This is a genomic window from Orrella daihaiensis, assembly GCF_022811525.1.
GTDB lineage: Bacteria > Pseudomonadota > Gammaproteobacteria > Burkholderiales > Burkholderiaceae_B > Algicoccus > Algicoccus daihaiensis.
Genome location: NZ_CP063982.1, coordinates 648,098 through 665,165, shown reverse-complemented (window position 1 = coordinate 665,165; position 17,068 = coordinate 648,098). Strand labels below are relative to the sequence as shown.

General features: G+C 53.5%; 16 protein-coding genes. 9 read left to right on the top strand and 7 right to left on the bottom strand.

The window, feature by feature from the left end; all coding sequences use genetic code 11:
* Nucleotides 1-17: 17 nt before the first annotated feature.
* The 7 genes from DHf2319_RS03185 to DHf2319_RS03155 form a co-directional block, all read right to left on the bottom strand.
* Nucleotides 18-890 (bottom strand): ChaN family lipoprotein, encoded by an 873-nt coding sequence (locus DHf2319_RS03185; protein ID WP_243479353.1) that lies wholly within the window; start codon nt 888-890, stop codon nt 18-20.
* A 98-nt stretch (nt 891-988) separates the two neighbouring features.
* Entirely contained in the window at nt 989-2,179 is a 1,191-nt protein-coding gene (locus DHf2319_RS03180; protein ID WP_243479352.1) for a pyridoxal-phosphate-dependent aminotransferase family protein, read from the bottom strand.
* 81 nt (nt 2,180-2,260) lie between these two features.
* Nucleotides 2,261-3,883: an acyl-CoA synthetase gene (locus DHf2319_RS03175; protein ID WP_243479351.1), complete on the bottom strand. Its 1,623-nt coding sequence runs from the start codon at nt 3,881-3,883 to the stop codon at nt 2,261-2,263.
* Nucleotides 3,884-3,886: 3 nt separating this feature from the next.
* Entirely contained in the window at nt 3,887-4,933 is a 1,047-nt protein-coding gene (locus tag DHf2319_RS03170; protein ID WP_243479350.1) for a phosphotransferase family protein, read from the bottom strand.
* Nucleotides 4,930-5,709 (bottom strand): SDR family oxidoreductase, encoded by a 780-nt coding sequence (locus DHf2319_RS03165; RefSeq protein WP_243479349.1) that lies wholly within the window; start codon nt 5,707-5,709, stop codon nt 4,930-4,932. The genes DHf2319_RS03170 and DHf2319_RS03165 overlap by 4 nt, the downstream gene beginning before the upstream one ends.
* Entirely contained in the window at nt 5,706-6,875 is a 1,170-nt protein-coding gene (locus tag DHf2319_RS03160; protein ID WP_243479348.1) for an acyl-CoA dehydrogenase family protein, read from the bottom strand. Before DHf2319_RS03160 ends, DHf2319_RS03165 begins: the two co-directional genes overlap by 4 nt.
* Before the next feature lie 97 nt (nt 6,876-6,972).
* A complete protein-coding gene (locus DHf2319_RS03155; RefSeq protein WP_243479347.1) occupies nt 6,973-7,806 on the bottom strand; it encodes an aspartate dehydrogenase in 834 nt (277 codons plus the stop codon).
* A 342-nt stretch (nt 7,807-8,148) separates the two neighbouring features.
* On the opposite strand from DHf2319_RS03155, the gene DHf2319_RS03150 reads away from it, so the two are divergent.
* From DHf2319_RS03150 to DHf2319_RS03110, 9 genes are all read left to right on the top strand, one after another.
* Entirely contained in the window at nt 8,149-9,114 is a 966-nt protein-coding gene (locus tag DHf2319_RS03150) for a tripartite tricarboxylate transporter substrate binding protein (RefSeq protein WP_243479346.1), read from the top strand.
* 183 nt (nt 9,115-9,297) lie between these two features.
* The gene (locus DHf2319_RS03145; protein ID WP_243479345.1) at nt 9,298-9,774 is read left to right on the top strand and encodes a tripartite tricarboxylate transporter TctB family protein; all 477 of its coding nucleotides are present in this window, start codon (nt 9,298-9,300) and stop codon (nt 9,772-9,774) included.
* An 18-nt stretch (nt 9,775-9,792) separates the two neighbouring features.
* Nucleotides 9,793-11,436, top strand: a complete 1,644-nt coding sequence (locus tag DHf2319_RS03140; RefSeq protein ID WP_243479344.1) for a tripartite tricarboxylate transporter permease — start codon at nt 9,793-9,795, stop codon at nt 11,434-11,436.
* Nucleotides 11,437-11,450: 14 nt separating this feature from the next.
* A complete protein-coding gene (locus DHf2319_RS03135; protein WP_243479343.1) occupies nt 11,451-12,830 on the top strand; it encodes an NfeD family protein in 1,380 nt (459 codons plus the stop codon).
* Nucleotides 12,831-12,848: 18 nt separating this feature from the next.
* Nucleotides 12,849-13,832 carry a flotillin-like protein FloA gene (floA, locus tag DHf2319_RS03130; RefSeq protein WP_243479342.1) on the top strand — a complete coding sequence of 328 codons (984 nt, stop codon included), beginning with the start codon at nt 12,849-12,851 and terminating at the stop codon, nt 13,830-13,832.
* 5 nt (nt 13,833-13,837) lie between these two features.
* Nucleotides 13,838-14,485, top strand: coding sequence for a hypothetical protein (locus tag DHf2319_RS03125; protein WP_243479341.1), 648 nt, complete (start codon nt 13,838-13,840; stop codon nt 14,483-14,485).
* A 20-nt stretch (nt 14,486-14,505) separates the two neighbouring features.
* Nucleotides 14,506-15,402 carry a flotillin-like protein FloA gene (gene floA, locus DHf2319_RS03120; RefSeq protein ID WP_305802167.1) on the top strand — a complete coding sequence of 299 codons (897 nt, stop codon included), beginning with the start codon at nt 14,506-14,508 and terminating at the stop codon, nt 15,400-15,402.
* Between the two features lie 37 nt (nt 15,403-15,439).
* Nucleotides 15,440-16,432 (top strand): NADP-dependent oxidoreductase, encoded by a 993-nt coding sequence (locus DHf2319_RS03115; RefSeq protein WP_243479340.1) that lies wholly within the window; start codon nt 15,440-15,442, stop codon nt 16,430-16,432.
* 161 nt (nt 16,433-16,593) lie between these two features.
* On the top strand, nt 16,594-17,061 hold the full coding sequence (locus DHf2319_RS03110; RefSeq protein ID WP_243479339.1) for a (2Fe-2S)-binding protein: 468 nt from the start codon (nt 16,594-16,596) through the stop codon (nt 17,059-17,061).
* Nucleotides 17,062-17,068: the final 7 nt, after the last annotated feature.

The following is a 17,068-nucleotide window of genomic DNA, read 5'->3' as shown; positions in this document are numbered from 1 at the left end:
AACTAGTCTCCAATGTCTCAAGATCGACTGCGTTTAAACGCTTCGCAAGGATCTGGGCGCGGGTGCGCTGGAACCACACGCACCTGGTCGTACCAAGTGGCACTGACCCCATCAGGCTCCACATACCCAAACACAGTCACTTCACTCTTCAATTCATGTGGCAACCAGGCATAGACTCCAAGATCCTTGCGCACATGGCCATTACCAGCGATTAAAACCACACCTTGGGGTGCGTACTCAGCCATCAGCTTGGCGAACATCACATCGCGCGCCGTCTGGGCATTGACCATGGGGTCAATCATTTCCTCGGGCAGCATGTTGCAGTGCCCTTCACGAATGGCTACTCGCTGCCCGTCGAGCCACTCTTGTGGCAGCGCTTTGTCTAGCCCATAAGCTTTGACTGTGTCCTCATCAAACACCGCCCCAAAACCTTGCTTCATCACCTGCCCAAGCTGCTCGCGAGAGACATTGGCCGCCACGAGCGGCAAACGATAGGCCAATGCCAATTGAATGACGGGTTTATACAAATCCCACTGCCAACCTTTGCCGCCAGCAGCGTCAATCACGCATTGCGCTTCTTTACAGGTCTGCCAGGCTTGGGTGAGCTCAGCTTGCCGATCAACATTGAATTGCTCCATCAAAATAGCCGGCCGCCAATCTGCAGTCACGGCTGCCTGCAGGTCGCGCAGGCGATAACCATGACCATCGGGATTGTCATGCACTTCGCCCATGAGCCAAATCGGTTGGGTAGCAGCGGCAGCAGCATTGGTCGAACTTGATGCATGGGCATCGAGACCACTAAGAGCCATTGCCGCGGCCAGCCCTAACATCATGAAGCTCGATTTTTTAATAACTTCGGCTGTCTTGGCTAGTTGGCTCACAAGTCCCATTGCACACCTCACATCGAACGGTCTCATACAAACAAATTCGATTGTCACTGTAGCAGACTCAAAAAGCCGGGCTGGCAATGACTGACAAGCACGTGATGTCACTGCGCATTGAGCGAATCAAGTGCCGCATCAATCGCACCTGAACCAATTGGCACGTTCAGCATGCGTAAAGTACCTTCAACTGCGCTTAGGCAGCCGAGCACCATCGGTGCGCTCAAATCGCCCAAATGGCCAATACGAAACGCCCGCCCAAAAAATGGGCCCAAGCCACCAGCAAGCGACACGTTGAACTGTTCGCGCGCCACCTGGCGGATCGTGTCTGGATTAACGCCATCGATTTCAATGGTTGTCACTGAGACCGACCGAGCTGATGGGACTTGGCAGACAAACCGTATCTGGCCGCCTTGAGCCCAAATTTCAACGGCTGCGTGAACCGCCTCGGCAAACCGCCGGTGACGGGTAATCACATTGTCTAGCCCTTCGCGGTGCAACAAATCGATCGCAACTCTCAAGCCCTGCAAAAAGCTTTGAGGTGGTGTGCCGCAGAATTTTTTGTAGGACGGCGCACCTCGACGTCGTTTCCAATCCCAGTAGAAGCGATGCGCCGGATTGGCTTGAGCCACTTCAATCGCCCGTGCATTTGCCGCACAAAACGCCATGCCGGGTGGGCACATCAAACCCTTCTGAGCTGCACCGAGGGTCACATCCACACCCCACGCGTCCATCTCATAAGGCGCTGCAGCCAGCGAGGCGACCACATCAACAACCAACAGCGCTGGGTGATCAACGCGATCCATTGCTGCACGGATGGCAGGCACATCGCTCGTAATGCTCGAAGCTGTATCAGTCTGTACAACGTAGACGGCAACAATCTCATTCTTGGCATCAGCCTTCAGAGCCTGCTCAATGTCGGCCGGATCAATGGGATAGCCTTCCCGGTACGGTGTGCGCACAACTTCTACGCCCATGGCTTCGGTCATGAGTGCCCAAGAGTCCGAGAAATGACCAGTGCTTGCGACCAGCACCTTTTGTCCGGGAGCTGCCAGGTTAACGGTCACTGCTTCCCACACACCATGGCCATTGGACGAATAGATGAAGACCTCGGCCTCATTGGTCCTCATGATGGCACGCAACCCGTTCTCGCAGTCAGCGATCAAAGGATCAAGCCGTTCATCGGCCATATCCATGGGTTGCTCTGACATCGCATCCATGACGGCTTTGGGCACGTGAGTAGGGCCCGGAGAATGCAGAAACCGCAGGCCGGGGTAATGGGAGGGTGGTTGGCGCATGGTGGATGTTCTAGAGAATTTGTTCGAGATATCTTAATCGAGGAATTCTCAAAGAAATTGAGCGTTGATCGCACTCACTAATTAATTAACACCCAACTCCCTGGCCTGCTCTCGCAACACAAACTTCTGGATCTTGCCCGTCGAAGTTTTAGGTAGGGTGGAGAACACAATTTTGTGGGGCACCTTAAACCCTGCCAAGTGCTCACGGCAGAATTTAATGATGTCATCAGAACTTGCCTGCGCTCCATCTTTAAGCGTGACAAATGCACACGGCGTCTCGCCCCACTTTTCATGCGGCATAGCAACGACTGCCGCCTCAAGCACCGCCGGATGACGGTATAGCACGCCTTCAACTTCCACCGTTGAAATGTTCTCGCCACCAGAAATCACAATGTCTTTCAGTCGATCTTTCACTTCGAAGTAACCGTCGGGGTGGACCACGACCAAGTCACCGCTATGGAACCAACCACCATGAAACGCCTGCGCAGTTGCCTCCGGGTTCTTTAAATACCCCTTCATCACGGTATTGCCGCGCATGACCAATTCGCCAATGGTCTTGCCATCCCAAGGTACGGGCGCCATGGTGTGAGAATCCACGACCATCGCATCTTCCATCGTGTTTTTACGCACGCCAATACGGCTCTTGAGCTTGGCTTGCTCATCTAGGCTCAGCTCATTCCACTCATCATGCCAAGCGCAAATGACGGATGGTCCAAGCGTCTCCGTCAACCCGTAGAGATGAGCTACTTCAATACTCAACTCGGCCATGGCGGCAATCAACGCTGCCGGTGGTGCCGCGCCACCGGTCATCACCTGCACGGTCCAGTCCGGCGTGAAACGATGCTCCTTGGGCGCGTGCGCAAGCATGGTCAACACCACCGGTGCAGCACAGAAGTACTCGACATGGTGATCCTGGATGGCCGCAAAAATAGCCTTGGGTTCTACCCGTCGCAGACACACATTGGTGCCTGCAATCATGGCCAGCGTCCACGGGAAGCACCAGCCGTTACAGTGAAACATCGGCAACGTCCACAGGTAGGTGGACTGCAAACGCATGCCAGCGGACACCATGTTGCCCATGGCATTCAGGTAAGTGGCGCGATGCGAGTACAACGCCCCCTTGGGTCTGCCTGTCGTGCCTGATGTGTAGTTAAGGCTGATGTTGTCCCACTCATCTTCTGGCATCAGCATTTCAAATGCAGGATCGCCACTGGCCAACAACTGTTCGTAATCGATCTCTCCAAGGGCATCGCCTGCTCCCGCATAGACCGGATCATTAATGTCAATCACAATGATTTTGTTGGCAAGTTTGGGCAACACATCACTCATCAAGTCCGAGAACTCACGGTCACACAAGAGCACTTTGGTTTCGGAGTGATCAAGAATGTAGGCGGTGGTGTCAGCATCCAATCGGGTGTTTAACGCCAGCAATGTAGCGCCCGCCATCGGCACCCCAAAATGCGCTTCATACAGTGCGGGAATGTTCGGTGCCATGACCGCCACCACATCACCGCGTTTGATACCGAGTTTGGTCAACGCACTGGCAAACTGGCGGCAACGCTCATAGGTTTGCGCCCACGTTTGCCGAAGATCGCCATGTATCAACGCTGTGCGCTGCGGATAAACCGCGGCCGCACGCACCAAAAAGTTCAACGGCGATAACGGCACGAAATTGGCCGCATCGCGAGCAAGACCCTCACCCATTTGTCACCCTCTCTGAGCTTGATATTGTTGTGCGTAATGCCAGCCAATATCGGCCAATGGCTCAGCCTTGGCGGCCATTTCCATGGCGTCTGAGGCTGTGGCCGTGCCCTGCCTGGCACGCTCTCCTATGCCGTAGAGTATCGCCGCAATCCGGAAAAAATTGTAGGCAAGATAAAAATTCCAGTGTTCCTGCACACCTTTGTAGCCTGTCACGGACACATACTGTTCAATGTATTGACGCTCACTTGGGATGCCGAGCTCGGCAAGATCCAAGCCGCCAATGCCGCGCCAGAGCGACGGCGGAATATGCCAGCTCATGCAGTGGTATGAGAAGTCTGCCAGCGGATGGCCGAGTGTAGAGAGCTCCCAGTCAAGCACAGCAATCACTTTTGGCTCTGTGGCATGCAGCATCACATTATCCAAACGATAGTCACCGTGAACAATGGTGGTTAGGTCGCCAGCCGGGATGCGATCGGGCAGCCACTCGATGAGGTGCTCAAGCGACGCAATACGATCAGTGTGGTGTTCTTGGTACTGCTGGCTCCAACGCCTGATTTGCCTACCAAAATAATTACCTGCCTTGCCGTAATCACCTAGGCCAATTGCCTCCGGATCAATTCGATGCAACTGAGCAATCGCCTGGTTCATGTTGGCGTAGACCTGCGCGCGTTCGTCGCGGGTCATGCCAGGCAATGTCTGATCAAAAAATACTCTGCCCTGCAGAAATGGCATGACGTAAAAGGGTGTGCCTATCAGGCTCTCATCTTCACAATAGACCAGCATTTCAGGCACGGGCACAGGCGTGGTTTGCAAGGCCTTCATGACGCCGTATTCCCGGTCGATGGCATGCGCCGAAGGCAGCAAGTCCCCAGCCGGTTTTTTACGCAGAACAAATGATTTGTCGCCACTGACCAAACGATAAGTCGGGTTTGACTGCCCACCGGTCAGCAACGTCGCTACGATCTCGTGGCTTGGTATGACACCCTCTTCAAACAAGTAGCTCCCTAGTCTGGCCCAAGCTGCATCGTCGAGCGCTACTTGCTGGCTCATAGACCGCTCACCAAGTGACCACTGTCGACTTCAACCGTTGAACCGCTCATGGCCCGACCAGCATCGCTGGCCAGTAACAATAACGGGCCATCAAGATCAACCAGTTCATTAAAACGCCGGCTAGGCACACGCATGCGCAACTTGTCCCCGACGTCGCTATCGAGAAACTCGCTATTGAGTTCCGTGCGAACGTAACCGGGTAGCAGGGCATTAACGCGAATGCCGTATCGAGCCCATTCAAGCGCCATGGCTTTGGTCGCTTGAATCACGCCTGCCTTGGAGATCGCATAGGGCGCAACGGCTGCCGCTACCCGCGCTCCAAGGATAGAAGCAATATTGATGATGCTACCGGACTTTTTTGCAGCGATCAGTCGACGAGCCGCTTCCGTGTCTACCAGCCAGCAACCACGCAAGTTGGCATTCATGACCTGATCAAAATCCTCTGGCGTTTGATCTACGGCCATCTTGGTCACCGTGGTGCCTGCGTTACTAACAACAATGTCAGGCACACCTGCAGCTTTTTCGCTAGCATCAAAGCAAGCCGCAACGCTGGCCACGTCAGTGACGTCAAGCGTTACCGCGCTTGCTCGCCCCCCATCACGCACGATCTCGGCACAAAGGTCTTGCAAACGTTCCTTGCGTCTGGCAGCTACCACCACATGGGCCCCAGCCTGAGCCAGTACTTTGGCAAAGTGCAAACCCAAACCGCTCGATGCCCCAGTCACTAGGGCCACTTTGCCATCGAGCCGAAAAATTGAATCAATCCCTTCTGTCATGGTGTCGGAGCCTTGCCATCAAGAATTTTTCTGGCCATGCTCCAGCGATGAACTTCGCTGGGGCCGTCATAAATGCGAAACGAACGCATATCCGTGAAGATACGCATCAACTCAGTCTCACCGGTCACACCTTGGCCACCAAGAATCTGCACGCACCGGTCTACCACGCGCCACTGGGCTTCGGAGCAGACCACTTTCGCACGACTCGACTCGAAGTTACCGGTCTCACCACGATCGAGCACAGCTGCGGTATGCCAGATGTGCATACGTGCCGTATGTAAATCCATGTCGTTATCTGCCAGCATGAAACCAACGCCTTCATGCTTGCCCAAAGGCTTGCCAAATGCTTCACGAGTGCGGGCGTACTGAGTGGCGATGTCATGAGCTCGTCTGGCCTGGCCAAGCCAACGCATGCAGTGCGTCAAACGAGCGGGGGCCAATCGAACCTGAGCGTATCGGAATCCTTTACCAAGCTCACCTAAGACTTGACTTGCCGGCACCCGCAGATTGTTGAACTGCATCACGGCATGACCTCCGGTGAAACATGTATCCATGGCGTCCATCAAGCGCACAATCTCAATACCAGGCACATCCATGTCGCTTAGAAACATGGTTGCCGAGCCGTCTTCCAGTTTGGCCATGATGATGACATACGAAGCACCATGAGCACCGGTGATGAACCACTTTTTACCGTTGATAATGTAGTCATCGCCATCGCGCACAGCAGTGGTCGCCAGCATCGAGGGGTCAGCACCAGCCCCATCCGGCTCGGTCATCGCAAAACATGAGCGTATATGTCCCTGAACCTGTGGGCGCAACCACCTTTCTTTTTGTTCACGCGTGGCCACTACTTCCATGAGGTGAATATTGCCTTCATCGGGCGCATGAATATTCAGGGCCGTTGGTCCGAGCCGCGAGTAGCCAGCCTCTTCGAACACGATTGCCTTGTCTACATGACTCAGACCCAGGCCTCCCATGTCGATCGACGCATGCGGTGTCAACAAGCCGGCTTGACGAGCCAAATCCACGAGCTCGGCACGCAATGATTCTTCAGGACCATGTGCGCCTTGGCGCTCATCAGATTCCATCGGAATAATTTTGTTGGCAATAAATTCTCGCGTCTTCATCTGCAGATCGCGTTGCCTGGACGTCAACTCAAAGTCCATTTCCACTTCCCCGTTTGTGACTGCTGTTCAAACACAATTTAACAGCGAACAATCAGCTCACTGCTTTTAGCTGTGAGCACGCCCACGTGGCGCGCTATCAGGTTCCGACACGCAGACCCGCTCGCATCTTGCGTAACATGGCCACCACGCTTTGCGCGACGATCCGGCCAGTCTTGGGGTTCTCGGACGGAATGTTCTCGATGGTCATGGTGAACCGCGCCGAGTCTGAGTCAACTTTAATGGTGTGGGTATTGCGCGTCACCGTAGGGTCGGCCCAGATTTCCAAGGTGGTGTGCTCGGGCCCCACACCGGCCAGTGCAAGTGCTACCACCACATTCAGGTTCGCTGGAAAGCCCTTGGCTGCGTCGCGGGCGTTGCCCTCAAACACTTTGAGCGGCTCAGTCAAACCATCAACACTGATATTGTTTTCCACTAAATGGGGGGCACCTTTAAGCCCGGCTGGCGGCTTGCGAGTGACCATCTTGACTTCGTGAATCTTGCCTTCTGCAGCAGCTATGACAGCGTCTAAACCAATCAATGCGCCTGTTGGCACCATGATGGTGCCACCGTGGTCGCTAGCCACTTTAGATAGGTGTTCGTTAAATAGCAACGCACCAACCGAGAGCACAATAGCTTGTTTACCTGCCTTTAGGAACGGTGTAACAATATCTGATAACAATGCCGCCGGAGCACACTCCACCACCAGATCCGCGACTGGCTCAAGCTGATCAATCGTCAGAACTGGAACTTGGTGAACCAGGGTTTGCACAAATGCTGCAGCTTTGTCGTGATTCTTTGCTGACACCGCGACCAGTTCCACGCCAGGTACCCGCCCCGCGGCCAAGGACTGCGCAAGTGATTGCCCAATAGCGCCTAAACCTGCGATTGCAACACGGGTCTTTGGAGCCGAAGAATTTTGAGTGGTAGACATGATGAAAACGCTCTCGATCACCAGAAAGGTTTTGATCATACGTGAGTGGCGCACATTGAACTAGTGGAACTCCAGCCACACGAGTAGCGCCCCATCGTGGTGCTAAAACATCCCAAGACCAAGGGTTTCCCCCCACCGACAGCCCTTGATCGTTGCCCGCCAGAAGTTGACAATCATCCCCTGTGTAACAAAACGGTTTTCTCTAACGAACTTTCAGAGGACCGTTGCGGGCATAGTATTTGCTTGTAAAACCGGGGTCGATCGCGGGACCGTTTGCTGATGACGTCAAACGGCAAATCCCAACTGATCTCACCTGTTACCTCAAAACAAAAAGGAGTTCCTATGTTGAAAGCCAAATTTCTGACTGCAGCTGCATCCATAGCATGCGCTGGCCTAATGGCAACAACAGCCAATGCAGCGGCACCGAATTGCTCAACCGCACAGTTAGTGGTGCCCTGGCCAGCTGGTGGTGACACCGACATCGTGTTTCGCCTTTATGTCGACACCATCAATAAGTCCGGACTCAAACCTCAGCTACAAGTCGTGAACGTCGGTGGCCAGGGTGGCATTAAAGGCACTACACAGGTTAAAGACTCCAAACCTGATGGCTGCTCACTCATCGCACTGCATGAGAGTGTGATCACCAGCTTTCTAACGGGCCGTGCCAAGTTCACTTACGACCAGTTTGAGCCTGTCGCCGTAGTCAGTTTCACTCCCTCCATTGTGGGCGCGTCAACCAAGGCACCGTTTAAGTCACTGGGCGAAATGCTGGCCATGTCCAAAAAGGACCCTGAGTCGGTCACAGTTGGTGTGACGCTTGGGTCAACGAGCCACTTCATCTTTTTGTTAATCGAAGACGCAGCCGATGTGAAATTCCGCTACGTCTCCTACGACGGCACCCGTGAGCGCAATACGGCGTTGTTGGCCGGGAACTTCATGATGGGCGAAACCAACGTCTTAAGCGCCAAGCAGTACATCGAGGAAGGCTCATTGTTGGCGCTAGGTATTGCCACTGAGGAACGTGACCCCGTCATTCCAATCGTGCAAACGCTCAAGGAGCAAGGTGTTAACGTGCTTTACGGCTTGACCCGCGGCGTTGCACTGCCCAAGGGCACACCGGCTGACATCGTCAAGTTCTGGGAGAATGCGTTCGTGACAGCGTCCAAAGACCCGGCGCTGGTCAAATCAATCGAAGAGAAAGGCTCTGTCGTCCTGTCCAAGGGCAGCAAAGGCTATGCGGATTTTCTGAGGACATCGTACGCAGAGCATGAGCGTCTGGCCATCAAAATCGGTATGTTCAAGAAATAATCGAGACGACCTGATGCGTGCGCTTCAAGTATGATGCGCACGCTCAAGTAAGAACAGGCCCAACAGGCGATCGCCCCAAGGGCCTGACGTTTTTTAGGCGACAAATATTGCCAGAAGTAAATCAATAAACTATCAGGAGGTCTCGCGACTTTCGCGCGTGAATCCCGGTACGGGCAGGCATACATGAATAAACTGAACCGCGACGCCATCATTGCCATTTTGTTGCTAATGCTTTGTGGCATTTTTTTCTGGCAGACTTTTTATATACGGGAAGTACCTTTCTCGCAGGTTGGGTCAGAGATCTGGCCGCGCGTGGTGCTTGTTTTATTGACGGTTTTAAGTGTCATTTATCTATTCAAGTCTCTATCTGAACCCCGCCCCGAAACCGAGCCATTTAGCCTAAGCGGTTGGCTTAAAACCTATCGCAATCCGATCATCTGTTTCGTGATGTTCTTTGTGTTTCTGCTGGCCCTGCCCTATTTGGGAATGCTGCTTGCCGGCATATTGTTTGTGTTCATCACCCAAACCCTGATTGGCGGCGCGACGCCACGCAGGCTTGTTATGCACGCCTTGATTGCCGTCTTGGCTGTTGGCGGCATGTGGTCAATATTCACTTACGCGCTACGCGTCATCTTGCCCGGTGGCGAGTTATTTTATTAAGCGGAGCGCAGTCAAATTATGATCATCGATAACCTGTTTTTGGCATTCGGCGAAGTATTCGCATTAAACAACCTGATGCTGATGGCCATCGGTGTTTTGGCTGGCTTGATTGCAGGATCCATTCCCGGTTTCACCATCACCATGGCCGTCGTACTGGCCCTGCCATTTACGTTTGGCATGAGCCCGATTGAGGGCTTGTCAACCATGTTAGGTGTATACGTCGGCGGACTGACTGGCGGCATGTTCGCCTCCATTCTGATTGGAGTCCCTGGCACGCCCTCTTCGATTGCGACCACGTTTGACGGCTTCCCCATGTCGCGTAACGGTCGCCCTGGTTTGGCGCTGGGGATTGGTTTATGGGCATCATTTTTTGGTGGTCTGATTTCGGCCGTCGTGCTGGTATTTTTGGCACCAACGTTGGCTGCCATCGGTCTGGAATTCGGCCCATGGGACTACTTCATGTTGGTCTTGTTTGCGCTCACGATCGCAGCTAGCTTATCCTCAGGCGCAATGATCAAAGGCTTAATTGCGGGCGTAGTGGGACTTTTAATCGCCAGCATCGGAGAGGACCGTGTCAATGGGGCAGCGCGTTTCACCTTTGATTTTGATGCTTTAGGCGCTGGCTTCGCGTTTTTGCCTGTACTCATCGGTTTATTTGCCTTTAGTCAGCTGCTAACCGACATGAGCGACTCTGAGGCAGCCAAAAAACCCATGATTGCTGGGCATCAAGCGGCAGTGCGTATGCAGCACCGTGAGTCTATTATTGAGATATTCAAACACTGGGGCGCGCTGATCCGCTCAGCATTTATTGGATTATTCGTCGGACTTTTGCCAGCAGCAGGCAGCTCCATTTCAAACATCCTCGCGTACGACCAAACCAAGAAAGCCTCTAAGACACCTGAGGCCTTTGGCACCGGCACCCCACCAGGCTTGATTTCATCGGAAGCATCAAACAATGCCACTGCAGGCGGTGCTCTTATCATGATGATGGCTTTGGGCATACCAGGCGACGCTGTCACTGCAGTCATGCTTGGTGCGCTCACGATCCACAACATTGCACCAAGCCCAACCTTCATCACCTCGCAACCCATACTGGCATACGGGATTATGGTCGCTTACTTTCTGGCCAACTTCATGACGCTTGCGCTGACCTCAGGCGCATTGCGCGGATTCCTTCTAGTGACCCGAATCCCGCTTTACATCTTGGGTGTCGTTATCCTTTTGTATTGCGCTATCGGTGTATTCACCTTGAACAACACCACCTTTGATATTTGGACCTTACTGGCGTTTGGTATTCTGGGTTTTGTGATGGTGAAAAATGGTTTCCCTCTAACACCCATGGTCTTGGGGGTTGTGCTGGGTCCATTGGCTGAGTTGAACTTTGCACGTGCAGTATCTACGAGCGACGACTACTCACTTTTCTTCACCCGGCCTTGGGCGCTGTTTTTCATAGTCATGGCACTGTTCTCGGCTTTTTTCCCGCTCTATCAAAACGCTGTCAAGTCCGGTAAAAACTGGGCTCGGTACTATGGTGTTGCCTTCATGGGGTGCGCTGGCTTGCCACTGCTATTAATGGAAGGCTGGTTTAGGACAGGGCTGGGATCAGTCATGATCGTGTTATCTGTCTTGCTATTCCTCAAAAAACGCAGGGAAGCTGCTTGACAGAGAGTCTAGCCATGTACACTCTGTGCATGGCTAGCCGTACATCTAAAACTCTGTTGTCAATTCTACTGCTGATCACACTTGTGATCGGCGGTTGGGTTGGCGCGCAGTCTGCCAACCAACGCCCAGTCGTTTATGTGGCGCAGGTCGAAGGTACGATTGACCTAGGCTTGGCGCCATTCATTGAGCGGGTTCTGCAACAAGCGCAAGACAACAACGCTGCAGCAGTCGTGCTACAGATCAATACTTTCGGCGGGCGTGTAGACGCTGCTGTTCAGATTCGTGATGCGCTTCTGAAGAGTCCCATCCAATCGATTGCCTTCGTGGACACCCGTGCTATTTCTGCTGGAGCACTTATTAGTTTGGCGGCCAACGCCATCGTCATGGCTCCCGGGGGAACGATTGGTGCAGCTACCCCCGTCCAGAGCACCGGGACCGAGACCAAACCCACGTCAGAAAAAACAATCTCATACGTGCGCAAAGAATTTAGTGCTACAGCCGAGAGCCGTGGACGCGACACGCTGGTTGCCGAAGCGATGGTAGACCCTGACGTCTCGATTCCTGGTGTCACCGCGCGAGGTAAGTTGCTAACGCTCACTACTGAAGAAGCATTAAAACTAAACATCGCTGATTTCGAAGCCAGCACCCTGCGTTCTGCACTGGATCAGCTAGGCCTTAAAGAAGCCGAGATCAGGGAGACAGGTACCAACTGGGCGGAGGAATTTGTTCGCTTTTTAACCAACCCTGTTGTGAGCTCCTTGCTGGTCTCCATCGCGATGATCGGTATCATCGTCGAAGTACGTACACCTGGTTTTGGTGTGCCGGGTGCATTAGGTCTGTCTAGCCTGGGTCTATTTCTATGGGGTCATTGGCTCGTCAACCTGGCAGGCTGGGAAGAGTTCTTGCTCGCAGCCGCGGGGATTGTGTTGTTGTTGATCGAAGCCTTTGTCATACCTGGCTTTGGAGTTGCCGGAGTGCTTGGAATTCTCGCCCTTTTGGGTGGCTTGATGTTAAGCACGGTAGGAGAAGGCGCGACCATGGATGCTTTGATTGGTGCCGCAAGCCGGCTCGGCATCTCTTTGATTGTTGCCATCGTTGCAAGCCTGGTGATTCTGCGCTACCTCCCTAAAACCCGTGTTGGACGACACCTTGTGCTGCACACTGATCTGACGGCCGAAAGCGGATTTACTTCCGAGCCATTGGCTGAGCACGCCTTGGTGGGCAAAATCGGCGTCGCCGTGTCAACATTGAGGCCAGCAGGCATTGCCGACATCGAAGGCAAACGGGTCGATGTTGTGTCAGATGGAGAATTCATCGAGCCTGGTCAACCGATCAGGGTTGATCATGTTGATGGCAACCGTGTTGTAGTTAGGCACGTGGTCGATTCCCAATAAACCAAGCTTGGAGCTGTAATGATCGAGACAATTTTTGGGTTGTTCGGTGCTTTTGGAATCCTGATTCCAATCGTCATTGGACTCGCGATTATCCTGTATCTTGTGCCGATCCCACTCTGGATTGCAGCGTGGGCATCCGGCGCCTACGTGGGTTTGTTCACACTCGTGGCCATGCGTCTGCGTCGTGTACCACCGGCCACCATCATCACAGCCAGAATTAGCGCCGTCAAAGCTGGTCTGGACATCTCGATTGACGAGCTAGAAGCGCACTTTTTGGCGGGCGGTGATGTGGTGCGGGTGGTCAACGCCATGATCTCGGCCGACAAAGCCAACATTCCACTGACATTCAAGCGCGCTGCAGCAATTGACCTGGCTGGCCGAGATGTTCTGGAAGCCGTGCAAATGTCAGTGTTGCCCAAGGTCATCGAGACACCACGAATTATTGCTGTTGCACGTGACGGGATCCAATTGGTTTGCCTGGCTCGGGTGACAGTGCGCACCAATATTGATCGGCTGGTCGGAGGCGCAGGCGAGGAGACCATCATCGCCCGTGTTGGCGAAGGAATGGTTAGCACCATTGGTTCTGCTGACAACCATAAGCTCGTACTCGAAAATCCAGACAACATTTCGAAACACATTCTGGCAAAAGGCCTCGATGCCGGCACCGCATTTGAGATCCTCTCAATCGATATCGCCGACGTTGACGTGGGTGAAAACATCGGTGCAAAACTGCAGATCGATCAAGCTAACGCTGACAAACAAATCGCCCAAGCCAAGGCTGAGGAGAGACGGGCCATGGCCGTGGCCAAAGAGCAAGAAATGCGTGCCAAGGTGGTTGAGGCAGAGGCGGAGGTGCCGTTAGCCATGGCAGAAGCCTTCCGCGGTGGCCAACTTGGGATCATGGACTATTACCGTATGCAAAACCTGCAGGCTGATACCGACATGCGGCAAAACATCGCCGGTGAAGGCGACACGAATGCGGGCAATATCCCTCGCGTGTAACGGTCATGAGCAAGAAAAAGAAAAGCCAACCGCAAAGTGCCATCCCGTTTTTCATGATGGCAGGCTTTGCTTTTCTGGCTGGTTTCCCGATCTGGCTAGTACTCGTGCTAGCTCTAATCGGGATGCTTGTACTCAAGCTAGAAAAAGACAAAAAAGCTCTCAGCAACCTACCGCCCCTGCCGCCAGCCGAGTTAGATGACGCGCAAAACACTTCTGTACCTGACAGTTCTGATTCGCTGGCTGGACCGTTTGGCAGACCAATTCCAGCCCCCGCAATGCCATCACCAGAGTCGGTGATCCAGGCGCCAACGCCCCAAACATACCGGGAACCCATCGAAGCGCCACAGCCACCGCCATGGGTTTCACCTGACTATCAGCCTTACCCGGTACAAACTACTGAAGTGCAGCCAATCAATCGGTCGGTGGCAGCAGTCACACCGAAAATATCCACTACCGAACGGTCAGTCAACACAATTGGTGGTTCGACTGTCAAAACGGCCGGAATCCATCCCCTGGCCAAAAGTCTGCGTAGCCGAGACGGCGCCCGCCAAGCCATCATCGCCATGACAGTACTCGGCGCGCCTCGCGCCTTGCAGCCATACGAATTTGACCCCATTGAACAATCTGATGTCGCCCCCGGGCGGCCATCCTAGCTAGCCTCTGAGGAAAAGAAATGGACTCCCTGAACATGATTGCCGGCACAGGCTTTATTGGTCTCGTAATTATTCTGCTGATCCTCATTGCAGTGATTGGCTACTTCGTACCGTTTCGCCTGTGGATAACGGCATGGGCTTCAGGTGCTTATGTTGGACTGTTGACTCTGGTTGCCATGCGATTGCGGCGTGTACCACCGCACAGCATCATCAAGGCTCGCATCAGCGCGGTGAAAGCGGGCTTGAGCATTCCGCTCGATGAACTAGAAAGCCATTTTCTGGCTGGTGGCAACGTAGTGGATGTGGTTAATGCGATTATCTCGGCTGACAAAGCCAACATTGAACTCACCTTCAATCGAGCGGCCGCCATCGACTTGGCCGGACGCAACGTGCTCGATGCCGTGCAAATGTCTGTACTGCCTAAAGTCATTCAAACTCCGCGTAATGCGGCGGTTGCTCAAGATGGGATTCAGTTAATCGGTGTGGCGCGGGTAACCGTTCGAACAAACCTTGATCGTCTGGTTGGTGGTGCAGGTGAGGAAACGATCATTGCCCGTGTGGGCGAGGGTATGGTCAGTGCCATTGGTTCGGCGCCAAACCACAAAGACGTGCTTGAGCGGCCAGACAGTATTTCCAAACGCATTCTGGCCAATGGGCTGGATTCCGGTACTGCCTACGAAATTCTCTCAATCGATATTGCAGACATTGATGTTGGTAAGAATATTGGCGCGGCCTTGCAGATCGAGCAAGCCAACGCCGACAAACAGATTGCGCAGGCGAAAGCTGAAGAACGTCGGGCGATGGCCGTGGCACTCGAGCAAGAGATGCGCGCAAAGGTCGTTGAGGCCGAGTCGGAAGTGCCGCGCGCTATGGCTGATGCATTTCGTGCCGGTCGGATTTATGGCACCCCAGCATAACAAAATCCAATATCAACAAACGTAGCTTGCACTAGAGATGAACCAACAAATTATTCTGGTTGAACGTCCTGAAGGGTGGGTCACGCCCGAACACCTCAAGTTGATCGAGACCCCAATGCCGATCCCAGGGGACGGAGAAATCCTGGTGCGCAATCACTGGCTTTCGCTTGATCCCTACATGCGCAGTCGCATCTCTGCGGCCAAATCCTACGCGCAGGGGGTTGAGCCCGGCCAGTTAATGGTCGGCGGTACCGTTGGCGAAGTCATCGAGTCGCACTCTGACCGCTTCAAGCCCGGCGATATGGTGCTAGCAGCCACCGGTTGGCAACTGTTTGCTGCTGTGCCAGCCAAGCAGGCACTGAAGATTGAAGGTGATGACGTACCGCCAAGTGCTTACCTTGGGGTCATTGGCATGCCTGGCATCACAGCATGGACCGGTCTGATGACGATCTGCGAACCCAAAGCAGGCGAGACCGTGGTGGTCGATGCAGCGTCTGGTGCTGTGGGATCCGTGGTGGGTCAGTTAGCCAAGTCCGTTGGTTGCCGCGTAGTGGGCATTGCTGGCGGGCCAGCGAAATGCGATTTCGTGGTCAAGGAGCTAGGGTTTGATGCTTGCGTAGACCACAAAGACCCGGCGTTTGAGCAATTGCTTGATGATGCACTACCCAAGGGTATTGACTGCTTGTTTGAAAACGTTGGCGGTGCCATATTTGAATCACTGTTACCGCGCATGAATGTGTTTGCTCGTATAGCGCTGTGTGGCATGGTCTCTGAGTTCAATCGGCCGCCCCATGCTCATCACACGCTGCGTTCCATTCTGATTAACCGCATCAAACTGCAAGGATTTATCGTTTCTGACCATATGCAAACATGGCCAGATATCAGACAAGCATTACGGCAACGAGTTGCTGCAGGTGAAATCAAGTTCCGGGAGTCAGTAACTGTCGGACTAGAAAACGCCCCCGCAGCATTTGTAGGTATGCTCAAAGGTGAGAATTTTGGCAAGCAATTGGTCAAGTTAATTGACTGAAATCATTTATGGCTTAAGGTTTGCTCAAACCTTAAGCCAGCATCAGTATTTTCCCTGACTAGATTTTGTGGGTGAATGATTGATGAAACGTATGATGTCCTCTAGGATGAAGGACTCAACGAATTAAAAACGACTTAAGCGTTTCATCAGGAGACTTCATCATGAAAACCGAACTGACGGTCAACGGAAAGACAGTCTCGCTCGAGGCTGAACCAAACACATTGTTGGTGCAAGCCTTGCGAGAACACATGGGGCTGACCGGCACCCATGTCGGATGTGATACCGCTCAATGTGGTGCCTGTACGGTAATTGTCGATGGTGATGCCATTAAGTCATGCAACGTTCTGCTTGCACAAATGGCTGGCAAATCGGTCACCACAATTGAGGGCTTAAGTACCGCCGATGGCCAGATGCATCCCATGCAGCAAGCGTTTAAAGACTGTCATGGCCTGCAATGCGGCTTCTGCACAACCGGAATGGTGATGAGTGCGGTCGACCTCTGTACCAAACATCCCGGCGCATCAGAACATGAAATCCGTGAGCTGCTAGAGGGCAATATTTGCCGTTGCACCGGCTACCAGAATATTGTTCGCGCCGTGAAACAGGGCGCTGCCCAAATGAAGGCCTGAGGCCAAT